Consider the following 18,109-nt stretch of genomic DNA (forward strand, 5'->3'; position numbering starts at 1 on the left):
GGCTCTTCGTTGCAAATGCTCGCCATAGCCCGAGCTATGGCTGTGCTTTGCGCCTCGATCCGGGTCGCCTGGGGGCCCCTTTCGGGCACCGCCGAAAAACTCTCGGCCTCTGAGCCACCGCGCACCGAGCGAGGGCGCGATCCGGGCCAAGTGGCACATGGCTTGCGTCATGGGCTGCACATGACCGCTGTTGCCTCTGCCCCCGCCGCCACCGAAACGGCGCCGTGGACCTGCCCGTTCTGCCCTTTGCTGTGCGATGACCTGTCGGTGGCCTCCGCCGCCACGGCGCCGGGTTCGCGGCCGGCCGGGCTGGCCTTGCGCGGCGGCACCTGTGCCAAGGCGCAGCAAGGTTTGGATGAATGGAGCCGATGCCGAACCGCCGCCACGCCGGTGGGCCCCAGCGTTCGTGGCCAGCCGGCCAGCCTGGAGGCCGCCGTCGCCGAGGCGGCGCGCCTCCTGGCTGCGAGTGCGCAGCCCTTGATCGGTGGTCTGGGTACCGAGGTGGCCGGGGCGCGGGCGCTCTACCGCCTGGCCTGCGACATCGGTGCCATCTGCGATGCGGGATCGGGCCGGCAACTGATGCACACCCTGCGGCCGCTGCAAGACCATGGTGGCTTCACCACCACTCTGGCCGAAGTGCGCACACGGGCCGATCTGATCGTGGCGGTGGGCGGCTGGCCGACGCGGCATGCCCCTCGGTGGCTGCAGCGCATCGGCGCGGAAGACCGTGCGCCAGCTTCGCACGCATCCGCCCCGGCGCGGCAATGGGTGCTGCTGGGCGGCACGCCAGACGATGTGGCGGCCGCGCAGCAGGCGGGGCATCTCCATGTCGAGCCCATCGGCACCGGGCTGGATCTGTTCACCCTCGTCGCTCAGCTGGGTGCCTTGGTGGGCGGGCGTGCCGTGCGAGATCTGCCGCCCGGTTTGGCGGAACTGGGGCCCCGCCTCGCGGCGGCGCGGTATGCCGTGTTCATCGGCGCCACCGCCGATCTGCCGGCGCAGGGCGCCTTGATCGTCGAGGGCCTCTATCGCTGCGTGGGCCAGCTGAACCAGCGCAGCCGCGCCGCGGCGATGTGGCTGGGCGGTGGGGAAGGTGCCAGCACCGTGAACCAGACCTTCACCTGGCTGTCGGGCCTGCCGCTGCGCTCGCGCTATGGCCCCGCCGGCATCGAGCACGACCCGCAGCGCTTCGATGCGCAACGGCTGATGGCCGATGGCGCCGTGGATGCCTTGCTGTGGGTATCCAGCCTGGGCACCCGTGCGCCCGAGTGGCCCGATGCGTTGCCGGCCATCGTGCTTGGCCACCCGGCGATGGCCGAGGCGATCGCTCAAACCTCCGCCCCCCAGGGTGGCGACACGGTGTTCATCCCGGTGGCCGTCCCGGGCATCGGCAGCGCGGGACATTTGTTCCGCACCGATGGCAGCGTGATGCTGCCGCTGTTCGCCGCCGAGGCTCCTTCGCTGCCAGGCGTGGCGCAGGTGGTCGAGATGCTGAGGGCCGCCTTGCCGCAGGCGGGCCGGCCATGAGCAGCGTGCGATTGCGCGGCGGCCGGGTGGTGGACCCGGCCCACGGCGTGAACCTGGACCAGCGCGACATCGTCTGGCGCGACGGCCGCATCGTGCCGCCCGACGACCAGCCGGTGGATCACGAGATCGATGCCACCGGCTGCGTCATCATGGCCGGCGGCATCGACATGCACACCCACATCGGCGGCGGCAAGGTGAACCTCGCCCGCATGCTGCTGCCCGAAGACCACCGCGCCCGGGGCAACCCCTTGGCGCCGCCCGAGAACCCGCTGGAGTGGCCCTCTTGCGGCGGCTGCACCCCGGGCACGCTGGCCACCGGCTACCGCTATGTCGAGATGGGCTACACGGCCGCCTTCGAGCCGGCCATGATGGCCTGCAACGCGCGCCACACCCACATGGAGATGGGCGACACCCCCATCCTCGATCACGGTGCGTACGTGATGCTCGGCAACGACGAGCTGTTCCTGCGCATGCTGGCCGAAGGTTGGGACCACGAGCGCATCCGCGACTACACCGCCTGGACGATCCGAGCCACGAAGGCCATGGGCGTGAAGGTGGTGAACCCCGGCGGCATCTCGGCCTTCAAGTTCAACCAGCGCCGGCTCGATGTCGACGAAGAGCACACCCACTGGCGCATCACGCCACGCCAGGTGGTGCACACGCTGGCCCGCGCGCTGCATGAGCTGGGCGTGCCTCACCCGCTGCACATCCACGGCAGCAACCTGGGCGTGGCCGGCAACATCGGCTCCACGCTCGACACCATCACGGCGCTCGAAGGGCTGCCAGGTCACCTGACCCATGTGCAGTTCCACGCTTATGGCACCGAGGGGCCGAAGAAGTTCTCGTCGGCCGCGCTGCAGCTGGCCGAGGCCGTCAATGCGCATCCGAACATCAGCCTCGACGTGGGCCAGATCATGTTCGGGCAGACGGTCACCGCCTCGGGCGACACCATGCGCCAGCACGCCCAGGCCGGCTTCGCCCAGCCGCGCAAGTGGGTGGGGTCCGACATCGAGTGCGAGGCGGGCTGCGGCGTGGTGCCGTTCCGCTACCGCGAGCAGAGCTATGTGAACGCGCTTCAGTGGGTGATCGGCCTGGAGCTGTTCCTGCTGGTCGACGACCCCTGGCGTGTCGTGCTCACCACCGATCACCCCAACGGGGCCCCGTTCACCAGCTACCCGCACCTCATTCGCCTGCTGATGGACAGCTCGTTCCGCGACGAGCAGTTGGCCCGCCTGCACCCCGATGTGGCCAGCCAGGCGGCGTTGCGCTCGATACGGCGCGAGTTGACCCTGTACGACATCGCCTGCATGACGCGCGCGGCCCCGGCCCGCCTGCTGGGCCTGCGAGATCGCGGGCACCTGGGCCCGGGCGCGGCGGCCGATGTGGCCGTCTACCGAGACGATCCCGATCGAGAGCGCATGTTCACCACCCCCGAGTACGTGTTCAAGGATGGCGAGCTGGTGGCCCGCGCCGGCCGCATCACGGCGGTGCCCGTGGGCGGCACGCACTTCGTCGAGCCCGAGTACGACCGCGGCATCGAGAAGACGCTGCGCCGCCACCTGGCCGAGCAGGGCTCGGTGAATTTCGATCACCTGGCCATCGGCCACGACGAGCTGTGCACCTGCTGCCGTGGCGGGCGCCTGCTGCCGGCCGCTTGCTTCGAGGGCCGCGCATGAGCCAGCCGTTGATTCGCGGTGGCGTGCTCATCGACGATGGGTTTGCCGAGGCCTTTCCGATGAAGGCGACGCGGGTGCTCGTCACCGCCCACAACGACACCTGGGCCCACCACGCGGCCATGGCCGCCACCGGCTTGGCCACCTCGGTGATCGCCTGCGGCTGCGAGGCCGGCATCGAGCGCACGCTCGGGCCCGATGAGACGCCCGATGGCCGCCCCGGCGTCAGCCTGCTGTTCTTTGCGATGTCGGGCAAAGAGCTGGCCAAGCAACTGGAGCGGCGCATCGGCCAATGCGTGCTCACGTGCCCCACCACCGCGGCCTATGCGGGGCTGGACGAGGGCGAGGCGGTCGCACTGGGCAAGAACCTGCGCTTCTTTGGCGATGGCTGGCAGATCTCGAAGGTGATCGGTGGCCGGCGCTACTGGCGCATCCCGGTGATGGATGGCGAGTTCGTCGTTCAGGAGACGACGGCCGTGGTCAAGGCCGTGGGCGGGGGCAACCTGCTGCTGCTCGCCCGCGATACCGATGCGGCGCTGGCCGCGGCCGAAGCCGCCGTGAAAGCGATGCAGCGCCTGCCCAACGTGATCATGCCGTTCCCCGGCGGCGTGGTGCGCTCGGGCTCGAAGGTGGGCAGCCGCTACCCGGCACTCGGCGCCTCGACCAACGATGCCTTCTGCCCCAGCCTGCGCGGCCTCTCGCCGAAGAGCGAGCTTTCTGCCGACACCCGCTGTGTGATGGAGGTGGTGATCGATGGCCTCACCGCCGACGATGTGGCCGCGGCCATGCGTGCAGGCCTGCAGGCGGGCATCGAAAGAGGCGCGGCTGGCGGCCTGTTGCGCATCTCAGCGGGCAACTACGGCGGCAAGCTCGGGCCCTTCCACTTCCACCTGCACCAGTTGCTGGGCGAGAAGGCGGCGGCATGAACGGCTGGCACCTTCGTTTGCGTCAGGCCCCCAGCTTGCGGGTGGACATGCGCGGCATCACCCCCCAGTCCGTCGCCGGTCTGGACACCGCCGCCGTGGAGCGCCTGATGGTCGCCCACGGCAACACGCCGGTGCCCTTGGCCGAGTTCTTCGATGTCGAGCGGGCCGCGGGCGATGCCCTGGTGCTCGATGGCGACCTCTCTCGTTTCGACCGCATCGGCTGGCAGATGGATAGCGGGCTGCTGGTGGTCGAAGGCCCCGCGGGCGATCAGGCCGGCGGCTGCATGCAGGCCGGCGAGCTGCGCATCTGGGGCGACGCGGGCATGCTGCTCGGCTGCGAGATGGCGGGCGGCACGCTGAGCGTTTCGGGCGATGCGGGCGACTTCGGCGCCAGCACCCTGCCGGGCAGCATCGACGGCATGCGCGGCGGCACGCTCGTCGTGCACGGCCGGGTGGGCGAGCGCTTTGCCGATCGCATGCGCCGCGGCACGGTGGTGATCTTCGGCGACGCCGGTGACTTTCTCGCCTCGCGCATGGTGGCCGGCACGCTGGCCCTGGGTGGGCAGGCCGGTGCCCACGCCGGCTACGGCATGCGCCGGGGCAGCCTGGTGTTCGCCCGAGGTGCCGCCGCGGCGGCCGTGCCCGAAACCTTCGTGCCCGCCGGCGCGCCAGCCGATGTCTTCTGGCAACTGCTCTCGCGTGACTTGGCCCGCCACGGCGGCCCCTTCAGCAGCCTGCCGCAACGCCCGATCGATCGCCACCTGGGCGACACGGCGGTGAGCGGCAAAGGCGAACTCATCTTCGTGCGCTGACGCGCAGCGCTCCCCATTCTTCAAACCCCAGGAGACCCACCCAGCATGAGCAGCCAGCCCTACATTTTTCACGCCGGTGAAGCCACCGTGGTGGCCCGAGAAGGCCAGGCCACCGATGCGATGCCCGAGATCCTCATCGGCCGCACCGATGGCCCCGTGGGCGCCGCCTTCGCGAACATGATGGCGCAGAGCAAGGGCCACACCGCGATGTTCGCCATCCGTGCGTGCAACCAGATGGTGAGGCCGGCCACGATCATCGTGCCCAAGGTGACGCTGAAGGATGCGGCCACCATCGATCTCTTCGGCGGCGTGGTGCAAAGCGCCACGGCCGATGCTGTGCTCGACAGCGTCATCGACGGTGTCATCCCCCGTGAGCTGGTCAACGAGCTGTGCATCATCAGCCTGGTGTGGATCGACCCCCGTTGCGGCAAGGATGCCCAGCTCGACAAGAAAGACATGTACCGCACCAACTACGAGGCCACGCGGCTGGCCATTCGCCGCGCGTTGGCCCATGAACCTTCGATCGACGAGCTGATCGCCAACCGCCAGACCATTCGCCACGACATGGACGACTGGAGCTGAACCCCAAGGGCTGCCCATGAGCTGCTTCGCGTTGCTGGATGACCGGGCCGCCACTGCTGAGCGGCCCACGAGCCGGCTGTACACCGGCTGGGTTCGCGAGCACAGCTGTACCGACCCCCGCACGCTCGACGACACGTGGCGCAGCGTGCAGGCCGATCAGGCGGCCGGCCTGCACGCGGTGCTGCTGGCCGACTACGAATGGGGCGCCAAGCTGCTAGGCGCCGGTGAGCGGCCGGGCGGGGAGGGGGCGGCCTTGCGCGTCCTCATGTTCAGCCAGATGGCCCGCCTGGGTGCGGCGGAGGTGGCGGTATGGCTGCGGCGCCGCCAGCAGGCGGAGCAGGCCGAGGTCACCAATGGGGGGCACCCGGCCGACGAGCCGCCGTGTGGGGTGATGGGCCTGGTGCCGAGCGTCGACCGGGCGGGTTTCGTGGCTGCCATCGGCCGCATCCACGAGGCCATCGCGGGCGGCGAAACCTACCAGGTCAACTACACCTACCGCCTGCACGGCCAAGCGTATGGCTCACCGGTGGCCCTGTACCGCGCCTTGCGCGCGCGGCAGCCGGTGCGCTTTGGCGCCCTCATCGCCTTGCCCGAAGGCAGCAGGCCGGGCAGTGCACCCGCCACGCACGTGCTGTCGTGCTCGCCCGAACTTTTCTTGCGCCACGAGGGCGGGGTGGTCACCGCGCGCCCCATGAAGGGCACCGCCGCGCGGCGCCCGGCACCCGAGGGCGACAGCGAAACCGCCCGCTGGCTGGCGGGCGATGCGAAGAACCGGGCCGAGAACCTGATGATCGTGGATCTGCTGCGCAACGATCTCGGCCGCATCGCGCAGATCGGCTCGGTGAAAGTGCCCTCGCTGTTCGCGATCGAGCCTTACTCGACCGTGTTCCAGATGACCTCGACCGTGCAGGCACGCCTGCGGCCCGAGATCGGCCTGCCGGATCTGCTGCGCGCCACGTTCCCCTGTGGCTCGATCACCGGCGCGCCCAAGCACCACACGATGGATCTGATCGCCGGGCTGGAGACCACCCCGCGCGGCCTGTACTGCGGCGCCATCGGCTGGGTGGATGCGCCAGCGCCCGGCGCGGCTTGCGGCGACTTTTGCCTCAGTGTCGCCATTCGCACCCTGGTGCTGGGCGCCGCCTCGGCCGACGGCACCCGCCCGCTCACGCTGGGGGTGGGGGCGGGCATCGTGCGCGACAGCCAGGCCGATGACGAGTTCGACGAGTGCCAGCTCAAGGCCCGCTTTCTCACCGGCCTCGACCCCGGCTTCGGCCTCATCGAAACCCTGCTGGTGATGCCCGGGGGCGGATTGCGCCACCTGCCGCAGCATCTGGCGCGGCTGGAGCGCAGCGCCCGCTGCCTGGGCTTCGCCTTCGATGGCCCCGCCGTGGCGCAGCGGCTGCATGCCCACGCCGAAGCGCTGGTTCGCGGCGTGGCCTACCGCTTGCGGCTGGAGCTGGCGCACGACGGCACGCTGCGCCTCGCCCATGCGCCACTGCAGCCTGTGCCAGCGGGGCCGGCCACGTTGCTGATCTCGCCGCAGACGTTGCCTGGCCCGCAGGCGCTGTCCGCCCACAAGACCACTCGCCGCGCGGTCTACGACGCGGGCGTGCGCGCTGCCGAGCAGGTGGGCGCCTTCGACAGCCTTTTCTTCACCCACGATGGCCGGCTGGTGGAGGGCGGGCGCAGCTCGGTGTTCTTGCGGCTGCAGGGCCGGTGGTGGACACCGCCCGTCTCGGATGGCGCCTTGCCCGGTGTCCTGCGCGGCGTGCTGCTGGCCGACTCCGCCTGGGCCGCGGCCGAGCGCACCCTGCGCTGGGCCGATGTGCTGGCGGCCGACGAGATCGTGGTGTGCAACGCGCTGCGCGGGGCCCTGCCGGCGCGCCTGCTGGCCAACGGCCCGTTGCCGCCCAACGCCGAACAGCACCAGCGGGCCGCCGCCACCCAGGCGATCCCCGGATGAACCTGGCCCTGTTCGACCTCGACCACACCCTGATCCCGTTCGACAGCGGCATGGCCTGGGTGCGCTTTCTCGTCGCGCAAGGCGCCTTGCCACCCTCCGCTTGTGACGACTACCTCGGCTACTGCCACCAGTACGTGGCCGGCACGCTGGACATCCATGCCATGCACCGTGCCAGCGTGGCGCCGCTGGCGCGCTACCCGCATGCGCTGCTGGCGCAATGGGGCCGTGAGTTCGAAATGCAGATGGCCGCCGAGGTGCCCGCGTCCACCCGCGCGCTGGTGGCCCAACACCAGCAGGCGGGCGACCTGTGCGCCATCGTCACCGCCACCACCCGCTTCGTGGCCGAGCCCTTTGCCAGGCTGTTCGAGGTGGATCACCTGCTGGCCACCGAACCCGCCACGGCCGATGGCTCGGCCACCGGCCCCCTGACCGGCGAGATCCAGGGCTGGCCGTGCTACCGCGAGCACAAGGTGACGCGGGTGCAGGCATGGCTGGCCGGCCTGCCGCCACCTCACCCGCGTGGGCTGCAGGCCTTCGAGCGTTCGTGGTTCTACACCGATTCTTCGAGCGACCTGCCGCTGCTCGAAGCCGTGACGCACCCGGTGGTGGTGCGCCCCGATGCGCGGCTGCGAGACCGGGCCCGGCGCGAAGGCTGGCCGGTGTTCGACCCCGCGCTGGCCATGCCGCCCTGAACCGAGGGGCCCCTACAACAACAGCAGGAGACACACATGCAATGGATTCGACGCATCAGCCTCACCCGGCGGGTGGTGGTGGGGTTCGCCGCCATGGCCGCCATGCAGGCCTTGACGGGCCTGAGCGCCATCAGTGTGCTGCGGCAAGCCGGCGGGGCGCAGGGCGCTGTCGCGACCATCGCGGGGCTGATGGCGCTGGGCTGCGCGCTGGCCGCGGTGGGCGGCTGGCTCATACGCCGCAGCATCGTTGACTCGGTGGAGCCCACCGTGCAGTGCGTCATCCGCATCGCTGGCGGCGATCTGGAGACCAAGATCGAATCGCCCGGGCGCGATGAAATCTCGTGGCTGCGCGCCGAGCTGAATGGCATGCGCAAGAAGCTGCGCACCATGGTGATCGACGTGCGAGACACCGTGGCCGGCGTGAACACCGCGTCGGAAGAAATCGCCAGCGGCAACGCCGATCTCTCGTCACGCACCGAGAGTCAGGCCAGCGCGCTGCAGCAAACCGTGAGCTCGATGCAGCAGCTGGCCGAGACGGTGCGCAGCAACGCCGAGAACACCCACGAGGCGCGCCGCGTGGTCACCCAATCCAGCGAAATCGCCTCTCAAGGTGCCGACCTGATGCAAGGCGTGGTGGCCTGCATGGCCGAGATCAACGCCAGCTCGACCAAGATCTCAGAGATCATCGGCGTGATCGACGCCATCGCCTTCCAGACCAACATTCTCGCGTTGAATGCCGCGGTCGAGGCGGCCCGGGCCGGCGAGAACGGCCGTGGCTTTGCGGTGGTGGCCTCCGAGGTGCGCAGCCTCGCCCAACGCAGCTCGACGGCCGCACGCGAGATCAAAGACCTGATTGGCGACTCGACCGAGAAGGTGGCCGCGGGCAGCCAACTGGTGGACCAGGCGGGGCGCACCATGCAGGAGATTCTGCAAAGCGTGAAGCAGGTGGAAGGGCTGATCAGCGAGATTGCCGAGGCGGGCCAATCGCAGAATGCGGGCATCGAGCAGACCCACCAGGCCATCGCCCAGATCGACACCATGACGCAGCAAAACGCCGCGCTGGTGGAAGAGCTGGCCGCGGCGGCCCAATCGCTCAAGAGCCAATCCAGCCGCCTGGCCGAATCGATGAGCTCGTTTCAGGTGGTGGGCTGAATCAGCCCGCCCGTCAAGGCGCTTTCGACGCCACCTGCCGCAGCGCCGCCAGCCGCCGCTTGGTGCCCGGGTGCGTGGGCGTGTCGGGCTGGAAGCCCTGCTGCACCAGCGCATCGTAGGCCGCCTGCGCCGGCAGGCCGAGCGTGCGCAGCACACCGAGCGCGAAGGCATCGGCCTCCATCTCCTGCCGGTGGGCCAGGGCTGAGGCGTCATAGCCCAGCAGCGCGGCAATCGCATCGGTGTGCGACTGAATCACCTCACCCGGGATGTGCGACTGGTACAGGTTCGTCATCTGCGGCCAATGTCGCATCGCGGTGTGCCCCCACTCATGGGCCAGCACGAACAACCGCGTGCTCTCGGGCGCAGCGGCCAGCGACACATCCACCACGATCACGCGGCCCTGCAGCGTCTCGGCCAGCGGGGCACCCGACACCACCCGCAACTGCACGGCCGGCAAGGCGGAACCCTCGTGCTCGCCCGCGGCCACCGCAGCGGCGGCCTTCACCACCGTGTCGAAACTGGCCCGAATGCGCTGGGCCGCCGCATCCTGCTCGGCCACCTCGGTATGGGCATCCAGCCGCAACTGCTGAGAGCGCAGCAGCACCTCGCCAATGCCTTCACCCCAGGCCCCCGCGCCGGCCCCCGCCAGCGCCATCACCCACAGCCAACGCATCCCATCACCTCCGCGCGGGCCAAGCTGCCGAACCCGCTTTGTCGTTGTGGCCAGAGCCAAGCATGCCACGACCGGGGGTTTCTACTGGGGCGAAAGGTGGGGAGTTTTGGGCGTTGTTGGGTTGAAGGGCAAGCAGGCGGGCGCTTTCCCGATGACGGCACCGTTCGCCTTCATGGCCCACACAGGGGCCTCATACCGAGCCCGTGCCGTTCAAGGCGCCGGCAAGCCCTGGTGCCAGCCGCGTGCAGGTACAGCTATAGAGATCGTGCGTCCGGCAGCAACGGCGCTCGCAGATACTGGTGCGGCATTTGAGGATGATGCCGATGTCACATTTGAAGTCAGTGGTTCCTTGGGAAGTCTGGAGCCGCGGAAACAACAACCCTTCGGCCATTTCCGATGAGCTGTTGGTTGCGCGTCTCGCCGAGACAGTGGCCTGGTGTGATGCGCTGGGCCCGTCTGAGAGCTTTCGATCGAACGCACTGCGCCCGTCGCTCTTCCACGACGGCTTTGACGACCTCGTCTGCGGTGTTGGACGGGCGCGGCAGAGCCAAATTCGCCAAGCCAACTTGACTGTGCAGCACCATACTCCGCTGACTGTCCGCGGTCGGTTCATGGTGTATTTCCCGGACGAGAACCTGTGCGACGGTTACGCAGAGCTCGTGTCCAATGGCTTTTTCGATGTGGACAACGTGCCCGCACACGACACCTGGGTGTCGTACTTCGATGAAGAGCCCTTGTCACGAAGCCGAAGCCGCCATTTGCTCTGCTATGTTCCCGTGGCGCTTCTCGACGCGGCGAACGAAGGCATCGACGGGAATCCAGAACAGTGCATCGACTGGCTGGACCAAACCGAAGTGTCGATCCGTCAACGCGTCGAGAGTTTGATCAGGCGGGCGTGAGCCGATGGCCGCAGTCCGCCCGGGCTTCTGCGACCGCCAGCTGGTCGCCATGGCGCACGTCTTGGAGCGCGAGGCCAACGAGATCGCAGGGCGCTCGGGCGAGGCTGCTCTGAGTTCAGACTGATCCTCGTCAACTTGCCCGCACACCTGGGCCCTACAGTCCGTCGGCGCACTGTCTGCGCCATTCGATGATCGCCTTCCGATGGCGGAACACTTTCCGCTCGCGGGCGATGGGTGGTCACGAATCCCTTTGGCCCCACTTCTTCGGGAGCGACCATGGCCCATGCACGAATCAATCTTGCGCCCCTCGTCTTCGCTGCCGCCTGCATTCTTGGCGCGGCGGCCACCGAGGCGGCGACCGTGGCCCACTACAAGTTCGACAGCGGTACGGCTGACACCAAGGCCCGCGGCAAAGGGAGCATTCTGGACAGTTCCGGCAACGGTCTCAACGGCACGCCCTATGGCGCACCGGTGTACAAGGCCGTCGGCAATCCCGACAGCACGCTCGCTCTGCGGCTCGACGGCACCGACGCGCGTGTGTTCGTCAAAGACAACCCGCGCTTGGCGCTGACTCACAGCCTCACCATCGAGGCCTACCTGTACCTGAAGGACGACGCAGACGAGGGCATCATCGTCGTCAGGTCAGACAACCGCGACGTGCACGATCCCTACTTGCTGTATTTGACCGCCGAGAGCTACCTGCGCTTCTCCATCTACGGCGACCGATGCGGCACGTATGAATTCGGCCGCAATGCCGCGCTGCCGCATCACCAGTGGCTGCATGTGGCGGCGACGCTGGACGACGCTTCCGGGTGGGCCACGCTGTATGTCAACGGCGCACTGTGGGTCAATGCGGTCATGCCATGCCGCCCAGCCGAGATGCTGGCCCCGGAATACAACCCGGGCCTGGGCATCGGCGGCAGCATCGTGGGCAGCCCCAGTCAGCGCTTCTTCCACGGCAAGATTGACGAGGTTCGCATCTCAGACGTGGCGCTCGATCCATCCGAATTTCTGCCTCCGCCCTGAGCGTCGGGCCGAGCGTGCGGCGGGACCTTCACGCGTCTCGCCATCGTCCGGTCCGGCGATCACTTGACGTCGGTCAGCGTGGGCCGAACTTGGGGCCGCGAGTGACGACGCCGGCTGAGCTCGTCAGGCATCGGCTGCTTCGACTGGGCCCAGTCATTCGCTGTCCGCGGCTTGAATGTCAGCGGTTCCGATCACCAGACCTTCGGCGGCCCGCGCTGCTTACGCCCGCTGCACCTACGTCACCGGTCATTCGACGTTTCGGCCGACGGAGCGGAAGTGCCGGTCGACCAATTGGCAGCAGCGCAACAACACAGGTAAATTGCCTGTATGAACGCTGAAGATCTGCTGGGCCTTACCCGCACGACGGAGAGGCAATCTGCCATTAGCAGTGCTGCCCCGAACGTAGACTTGATCGCCCTTCTCCAAGGGCAGCGGCGCAGCGGTCGAGTCGCTCTCTACGCCTCGGCCATGCACGGAATGATCTCGATGCTTGTGCACTCGGTGCTGGTCGAGACTTCAAAGCTCGCCGGAGACCTGCAGGGCATCGTTGACTGGGAGGGGAATCCGTACGACTCTCCCAGCTGCTCGCTGGTCACAGGAGGTGGCCAGCCGGCCCGAGTCGAGATGTTCCGACCTTGGCGAGAGAGACAACCCGCGCCTTTGATCGGGGCGGCCCAGTTGGTATTTGCCCGGGCGTTTGACGCAAGGCTGGGTGGGCGCACGTATTTCGAGCTCTCACAGGATCTGGCCATGGCGCATGACCTCCATTGGCTCGAAGAGAAGCAGGCGTGGTGCCGGTTCGATGAGAGCGGTGAGGTAGTCGCACTTGCTGGGGTCGAGTGCGTTGGAAATGAGGACCACGGCGCATCTGCACAATTGGTGTGGGTGGACTACGACCTCCTTCAGCGGCACATGTCTGCCAGTGGCACGTCCTTGGTCCAGATGTTCGACGCCATACCGATACCGGCAGGACTGTCATCAGGGCATTCGGAAGGTGAGGAGGGCGGTGACCTGGAGTCCGGGGTCATTTATCGGTGCGGGATGAGCGCGGCAGGTGGCTACGCCCGAGGCGTCTACTTCATCGGCCCTGACCAAACGGCGCAGGAACGCGGGATAGCCGAAGCGTCGATCGACGATGCTCCCAAAGAGTACGAGACCTTCACAATCCTCGACTGGAAGAATGGAAACGTCGTCGAGTGCAGTAGTTCTCCTGACGCCCAGGCTTCGTACTTTCAAAAGGACTCGCCGCTACCTTTTCAGACGTCGCCAGTGTTCTTCCGCCCGGACGTGCTGGACCGCTACAAGGCCGATCCGGATAAGTACCAACTTCGCCACCGGTCGATCACCTGCCGGCACGCTTGGTCCTTGCAGAGCTACGACGTCAACGCCGCCGGCCAAGTTCACACCTACATTCGATACCTGGGCTACTTGCCCATTGCTGAACAGCGCTACTGGAAGGCATTCAATGAGGCACCGAAGGGCACCATTTCCGATCGCGCGATAAAGACTGACTTCGAGGGCAGCTGGGATGTCGAGCCCGACAGCCTTGACTCCCTGAAGGCGACGCTCAGAGGACTCTCAGGGAGCAACCAATTTTGGTTCCAGCTGAAGCAGCCAACGCTTATTGATCAGCTCCACTATCCGCTGACCGCTTCCAACAAGATCTGGGACGACATGCTGATTGACATGAATAAGGTCATCAACGAAAGCCTCGTCAAAGATGAGCTAAAGAAGATCGCAGTTGCCGCTGGTGCTAAAGGCGATCCCACGATGGGCTCTATTAAGTGGCTGCGGGAAGCGCTGATTGCAAGAGGCACCGATGTAGATCAGGCGGATGCGCTCGTGAAGCCGCTTGGCGACCTTCAGTTCTTTCGCACAAGATTGTCCGCCCATGCCGGTGGCGCGGGAGCGGCGCAGGTCCGCCAAAACCTCCTCAAGGAGCACGGGACACCCCGCCAGCACATTGACTCCCTGGCCGGGAGGTTGAATGCAGCGCTGAAGGACGTACTCTCGATACTGAGGGCTTAGTCAGCTTCTCCCAGTTCCGGTGCGCCTGCGTCAGGCGTTGAAGGCCGGCTTTGCGATGGGCTGCCCATCTCACGATCCCGGCCATGATCGGACGGTCAAATCAGCCGCGCCAAGCGGACATTGCACACCGGCGGCGCGCCACCAACGTTCACCTGTGCGACGCGCACTAACCTCCGTGCGCCTGGACTGGTAGAACTACCAAGCGCGGTGCTGACGATAGAAGAGCCTTACAGCGCTATGCTTCACAGTAGCGGCGCATCGCCCAAGAGTGGCGCGAACCGCATATGGCGAGGCCGTATGCACCACGCCATCTGGCGGGCGCGAACGGCGCAAGGGGGACACTTATGGCGGCTTACGTCGCGCGGCTATCGGGTGACGACTGGCAGGCGTGGGCAAATCAGATACTTTCGTGCCACTACGGACCGGCTGACTATCAGACGATCCCTGACAAGGATCGCGGGGACGCCGGGCTCGAAGGATTTTGTCCTTCGAAAGGGCACGCGTATCAGGCCTATGGTTGTGAAGAACCGGTCAGCGTGCAGGAGCGCTACGAAAAGCAACGGGGCAAGATGACGACCGATATCGGCAAGTTCATCGCCAACGCGCCCATTCTGAGCAAGCTCCTCGCACCTACCAAGATTCGGCGCTGGATCCTGTTCGTGCCGCAATTTGACAGCAAGGAGATCGTTGCTCACGCGTCCAAGAAAACTGCGGAGGTATTGGCAGCCAATCTGCCGTATGTCGCCGACGACTTTCGCGTTATGGTCTGCCAAGAGGACGAGTTCGCGATAGAACGCGACAAGTTGATCAGTGCCAGCACAAAGGGCCTGCAGATCAAGAGTGCGGCGATTACTGCAGCCGATCTGGCTCAATGGACATCCACGAATGACGTGTTGCTGGAAGCCCTTGAACGCAAGGTTGCAAGGCTTCCTACGCTTACAAGCGACGCGCAGCGCGCGACCTTCGTTCAGCAAGTTCTAACGTGGTACTTGGATGGGCAGGCGGTACTTGACCGCCTGCGCGGCTACCCGCAGGTGTATGAGAAGGTCGTCGCCACGAAGTCGCATCGTGAGGCCTTTCTCGCGATGACGGCCATGCAAGGTGGGAAGTCCAACGAGATCCTGATGGCTACGCTCAAGGAGCTCCGCGACACCTTGGAGCGGGAGGCGAAGGAACTTCACAACTTCTCCGCCGAACAGCTTGCATACGAAGCAGTTGCCGATTGGCTAATCCGCTGCCCGCTAGACTTCCCTGAGGTTGCCAGTGTCTGAGCGCGTATCGCGCCCGATGGCGATTCCCGAACTCGGCACCGAGTTTCTATTTCGCAAGCGACCTGTGGCCGTTCCAGGGGACTTGAGACCAGCTTGGCGAATCGGCCTTCTGGTGCTGTTGCTGAAGCGATGCTGCCGGCAAAGTAGATCCAGTCTTACCCGGCTGCATGTGCTGAACTGGACCATTCGAACGGAGGGCAACCAGCAGGCATTGCTTGCGCTGGTGGGCAATGCACTGAGGCCGGATTCATTGGTCGTGCGATTCGATCCGGCTTTCAACCGCGCAGTCGACTTCGCTATCGGCGAGGGCCTTGTGCGACGGGTCGACGGCTCGCGCATTGAGATCACTGCAGCGGGCAATGCTCTGGCTGAAGAGATAGGCAAGGACAAGGAAATGTATCCGGCGGAGAGGCTGTTCATGGATGAGATCCGGCAAAGTGTGACGGAGACTCTCGTCGAGAGCATCTTTGGAACGAGGTGACAGGATGCGTCTTAGGCAACTGCGAATCGGTGTTAACACTCCAGGCGGCCCCTACGGGGCTTCGCTCTCGTTTTCCGATGGTCTGGTGGTTGTATGGGCCGACAACTCGATGGGGAAGTCGACCTGCGCCCGCGCGATCTTGGTCGCGCTCGGCATGGAGGCGATGCTCACGACGTCGCAACTTGACTTGCCACTGCCGCCGGCGATGACGACCAAGCTTGATGGTGGAGACGGTGAGCACCTGGTTCTCGAATCTGAGATCCTGTTGGAAATCGAAAACAAGGGTGGTTCACGAATCGTAGTGCAACGAACGGTCAAGGGTGGGCGTGACAAGAATTTGATAACCGTACATCACGGGCCCGCGCTCAGCGATGGCGGGACCTACCCGACTACCGACTACTTCGTCAGCCGCGCAGGCGCAGCGACGAGAGAAGCGGGGTTCCATTGGTTCTTGGCGAAGTTCCTTGGATGGGATTTGCCTGCAGTGCAGACCTATGACGGAAATGAGGTGCCGCTCTATTTGCAGTGCATTTTTCCTTTCCTTATGACCGAGCAGACCAGGGGCTGGTCAACGATTCAGCCGCCGCTGCCTACGCATTTCCGGATTCGGGATGCGCACAAGCGAGCGATTGAGTTCCTACTTGGAATGGATGCGCACCGGATAGCGCTCACTCGTCAGGAGTTGCAGCTTCGCAAGAGTCAGATCGAGGGCCGGTGGTCCGGTCAGGTCAAGCGACTGAATGAAATCGCTGCCGATGCGGGGGGTGTCGTGCAGGCCTTGCCGAAGGTACCGACGGTTAACTGGCCTCCCCAGATTTCACCTTCGGTCAGCGTGCCAGATGGCGAGCAGTGGATCTCGCTGAGCGAACGCATAAGGAGAAGAGAAGCTAGGCAGCGCGAACTTGTGGAGCAGGAGATCCCGCGTGTAGCCGAGATTGCCGAGTCTGCCCAGCGGGAACTGACGGCTGCCGAGTCCAATGTTCAGGTTCGACAAGCGCTGCTCTCAAGACTCATGGAAGCAATGGAATCGGAAGAACAGGAGCTTGCGCGCGTGCGCGAGCGGCTAGAGGCGATCGAGGAAGACATCCAACGGAACAAGGACGCCAAGACGCTTCGAAACCTAGGCTCACGGAAGGAGTCGGTTGTGGATCACGGCGCATGCCCGGTGTGCCATCAGTCAATCGCTGACTCACTTGTGCCGCTCGCGATAGGCCAGGCCGTTATGTCGCTCGACGAGAACATCGAGTTCCTTGGGGAGCAACGGCGAACTTTCGCGGGCGTGCTGGCACAGTGCGAGCGCGTCATCGATGCTCGCCAGCTGCAGATCCGAGCCGCTCGTGAAGAAATCGCCCGGTTGCGAGATCAAGTTCGCCACCTGCGGCAAACACTGGTAGCTGATGGCCGAATGCCCTCTGTCGCAGCCGTGTACGAAAGAGTCGAACTTCAGAGCCACATCAAACGGGATGAACGCAATCTAGAGCTATCTTCCCAAGCGATGGAAGCCTTCGTTGAACTTACGAACGAGTGGAAGATGCTGCAGGAGGAACTGGCGTCATTGCCTGCTGATGACCTTTCTGAGTCCGACCAGCGGAAGCTAGATCGCTGGGGCTCGTCGTTGCGCGCGCAACTTGTGGAGTATGGATTTCGCAGTCTCGATGCGGCTCAGATCGTGCTTTCGCCATACACCTATAGACCGGAGCATGAAGGCTTCGACCTACAGACGACCATCTCGGCGAGCGACTTGATTCGCACTATTTGGGCGTATCTGGCTGGGCTATTGGAAGTCGGGCGCGTAGAGGCAACCAACCACCCAGGCTTCCTTGTCTTTGATGAACCTCGCCAGCAATCCACACGCGATGTGAGCTTCGTGGCACTGTTGAAACGCGCCGCAATTTCCGCGGACTTCAGGCAGCAAGTCATTTTCTTCACCAGTGAAGAGCGAGGCAGACTCAAAGGTCATCTACACCGGCTTGCCCATACGCTTCACGAAGTTGAGGGCCGGGTCATCAAGAAGATTGCCACTGCAACTTGAATCAAGACCGTATTGCGCCGGACGATTCGGGGCATGAACGTCGTATTGGCTTGGCAGATGAAGGTCCGAGGGTCCGCTCCCTGCGTTGTCGAACGTCCGCTGTGGGTCGAGTTGAGTCTGCCGGCCTGACAGTGACCGGTCGCTCGCCCCCGGCCCGACAACGAGGCGACGCAGGTGGCCGCTGTCCATCGCTTCGCTGACATTGACGGCGTCGCCGGCCGTGTGGCTGACCGGCAGCTTGGTGGCGGTCTGCGTAAGTTCGCCCCACCAGAGCGACCGATCGCAACCGCTGCAAAGCAGCCACTACCGATGGCCCTCGGTCTTGGCGTATGTATGTTTGTGCCCGGCGTCCGTCCACAATGGGTTCGC

15 protein-coding genes are annotated in these 18,109 nt (G+C 65.7%); 14 read left to right on the forward strand and 1 reads right to left on the reverse strand.

Annotated elements, in window-relative coordinates; translation table 11 throughout:
* Positions 1-180: 180 nt before the first annotated feature.
* The 8 genes from AACH06_RS02600 to AACH06_RS02635 are packed head-to-tail and all read left to right on the forward strand — an operon-like array spanning position 181 to position 9,330.
* Complete coding sequence (locus AACH06_RS02600) at positions 181-1,527, forward strand: molybdopterin-binding domain-containing protein (protein WP_341424031.1); 1,347 nt, start codon at positions 181-183, stop codon at positions 1,525-1,527.
* Positions 1,524-3,203 carry a formylmethanofuran dehydrogenase subunit A gene (locus tag AACH06_RS02605; RefSeq protein WP_341424032.1) on the forward strand — a complete coding sequence of 560 codons (1,680 nt, stop codon included), beginning with the start codon at positions 1,524-1,526 and terminating at the stop codon, positions 3,201-3,203. Before AACH06_RS02600 ends, AACH06_RS02605 begins: the two co-directional genes overlap by 4 nt.
* Positions 3,200-4,126 (forward strand): formylmethanofuran--tetrahydromethanopterin N-formyltransferase, encoded by a 927-nt coding sequence (gene fhcD, locus AACH06_RS02610; RefSeq protein ID WP_341424033.1) that lies wholly within the window; start codon positions 3,200-3,202, stop codon positions 4,124-4,126. The genes AACH06_RS02605 and fhcD overlap by 4 nt, the downstream gene beginning before the upstream one ends.
* Positions 4,123-4,938, forward strand: coding sequence for a formylmethanofuran dehydrogenase subunit C (locus AACH06_RS02615; protein WP_341424034.1), 816 nt, complete (start codon positions 4,123-4,125; stop codon positions 4,936-4,938). The genes fhcD and AACH06_RS02615 overlap by 4 nt, the downstream gene beginning before the upstream one ends.
* 45 nt (positions 4,939-4,983) lie before the next feature.
* Complete coding sequence (gene fae, locus AACH06_RS02620; protein ID WP_341424035.1) at positions 4,984-5,520, forward strand: formaldehyde-activating enzyme; 537 nt, start codon at positions 4,984-4,986, stop codon at positions 5,518-5,520.
* Between the two features lie 16 nt (positions 5,521-5,536).
* Entirely contained in the window at positions 5,537-7,486 is a 1,950-nt protein-coding gene (pabB, locus tag AACH06_RS02625) for an aminodeoxychorismate synthase component I (RefSeq protein WP_341424036.1), read from the forward strand.
* Positions 7,483-8,178, forward strand: a complete 696-nt coding sequence (locus AACH06_RS02630; protein ID WP_341424037.1) for an HAD family hydrolase — start codon at positions 7,483-7,485, stop codon at positions 8,176-8,178. Before pabB ends, AACH06_RS02630 begins: the two co-directional genes overlap by 4 nt.
* Before the next feature lie 36 nt (positions 8,179-8,214).
* On the forward strand, positions 8,215-9,330 hold the full coding sequence (locus AACH06_RS02635; RefSeq protein WP_341424038.1) for a methyl-accepting chemotaxis protein: 1,116 nt from the start codon (positions 8,215-8,217) through the stop codon (positions 9,328-9,330).
* A 13-nt stretch (positions 9,331-9,343) separates the two neighbouring features.
* On the opposite strand, the gene AACH06_RS02640 is transcribed toward AACH06_RS02635, so the two are convergent.
* Positions 9,344-10,003, reverse strand: coding sequence for a M48 family metalloprotease (locus AACH06_RS02640; protein ID WP_341424039.1), 660 nt, complete (start codon positions 10,001-10,003; stop codon positions 9,344-9,346).
* A gap of 323 nt (positions 10,004-10,326) precedes the next feature.
* Between AACH06_RS02640 and AACH06_RS02645 the strand changes: the two genes are divergently transcribed.
* From AACH06_RS02645 to AACH06_RS02670, 6 genes are all read left to right on the forward strand, one after another.
* Positions 10,327-10,902, forward strand: a complete 576-nt coding sequence (locus AACH06_RS02645) for a hypothetical protein (RefSeq protein WP_341424040.1) — start codon at positions 10,327-10,329, stop codon at positions 10,900-10,902.
* A 276-nt stretch (positions 10,903-11,178) separates the two neighbouring features.
* The gene (locus AACH06_RS02650) at positions 11,179-11,928 is read left to right on the forward strand and encodes a LamG domain-containing protein (RefSeq protein ID WP_341424041.1); all 750 of its coding nucleotides are present in this window, start codon (positions 11,179-11,181) and stop codon (positions 11,926-11,928) included.
* Positions 11,929-12,255: 327 nt separating this feature from the next.
* Entirely contained in the window at positions 12,256-13,956 is a 1,701-nt protein-coding gene (locus AACH06_RS02655; RefSeq protein WP_341424042.1) for a hypothetical protein, read from the forward strand.
* A 344-nt stretch (positions 13,957-14,300) separates the two neighbouring features.
* Positions 14,301-15,227, forward strand: coding sequence for a hypothetical protein (locus AACH06_RS02660; protein ID WP_341424043.1), 927 nt, complete (start codon positions 14,301-14,303; stop codon positions 15,225-15,227).
* A 16-nt stretch (positions 15,228-15,243) separates the two neighbouring features.
* A complete protein-coding gene (locus AACH06_RS02665; RefSeq protein WP_341424044.1) occupies positions 15,244-15,708 on the forward strand; it encodes a hypothetical protein in 465 nt (154 codons plus the stop codon).
* On the forward strand, positions 15,695-17,740 hold the full coding sequence (locus tag AACH06_RS02670; RefSeq protein WP_341424045.1) for a hypothetical protein: 2,046 nt from the start codon (positions 15,695-15,697) through the stop codon (positions 17,738-17,740). The genes AACH06_RS02665 and AACH06_RS02670 overlap by 14 nt, the downstream gene beginning before the upstream one ends.
* The last annotated feature ends 369 nt before the right edge of the window (positions 17,741-18,109 follow it).

Source organism: Ideonella lacteola, assembly GCF_038066555.1.
GTDB classification, from domain to species: Bacteria; Pseudomonadota; Gammaproteobacteria; order Burkholderiales; family Burkholderiaceae_C; genus Ideonella; species Ideonella lacteola.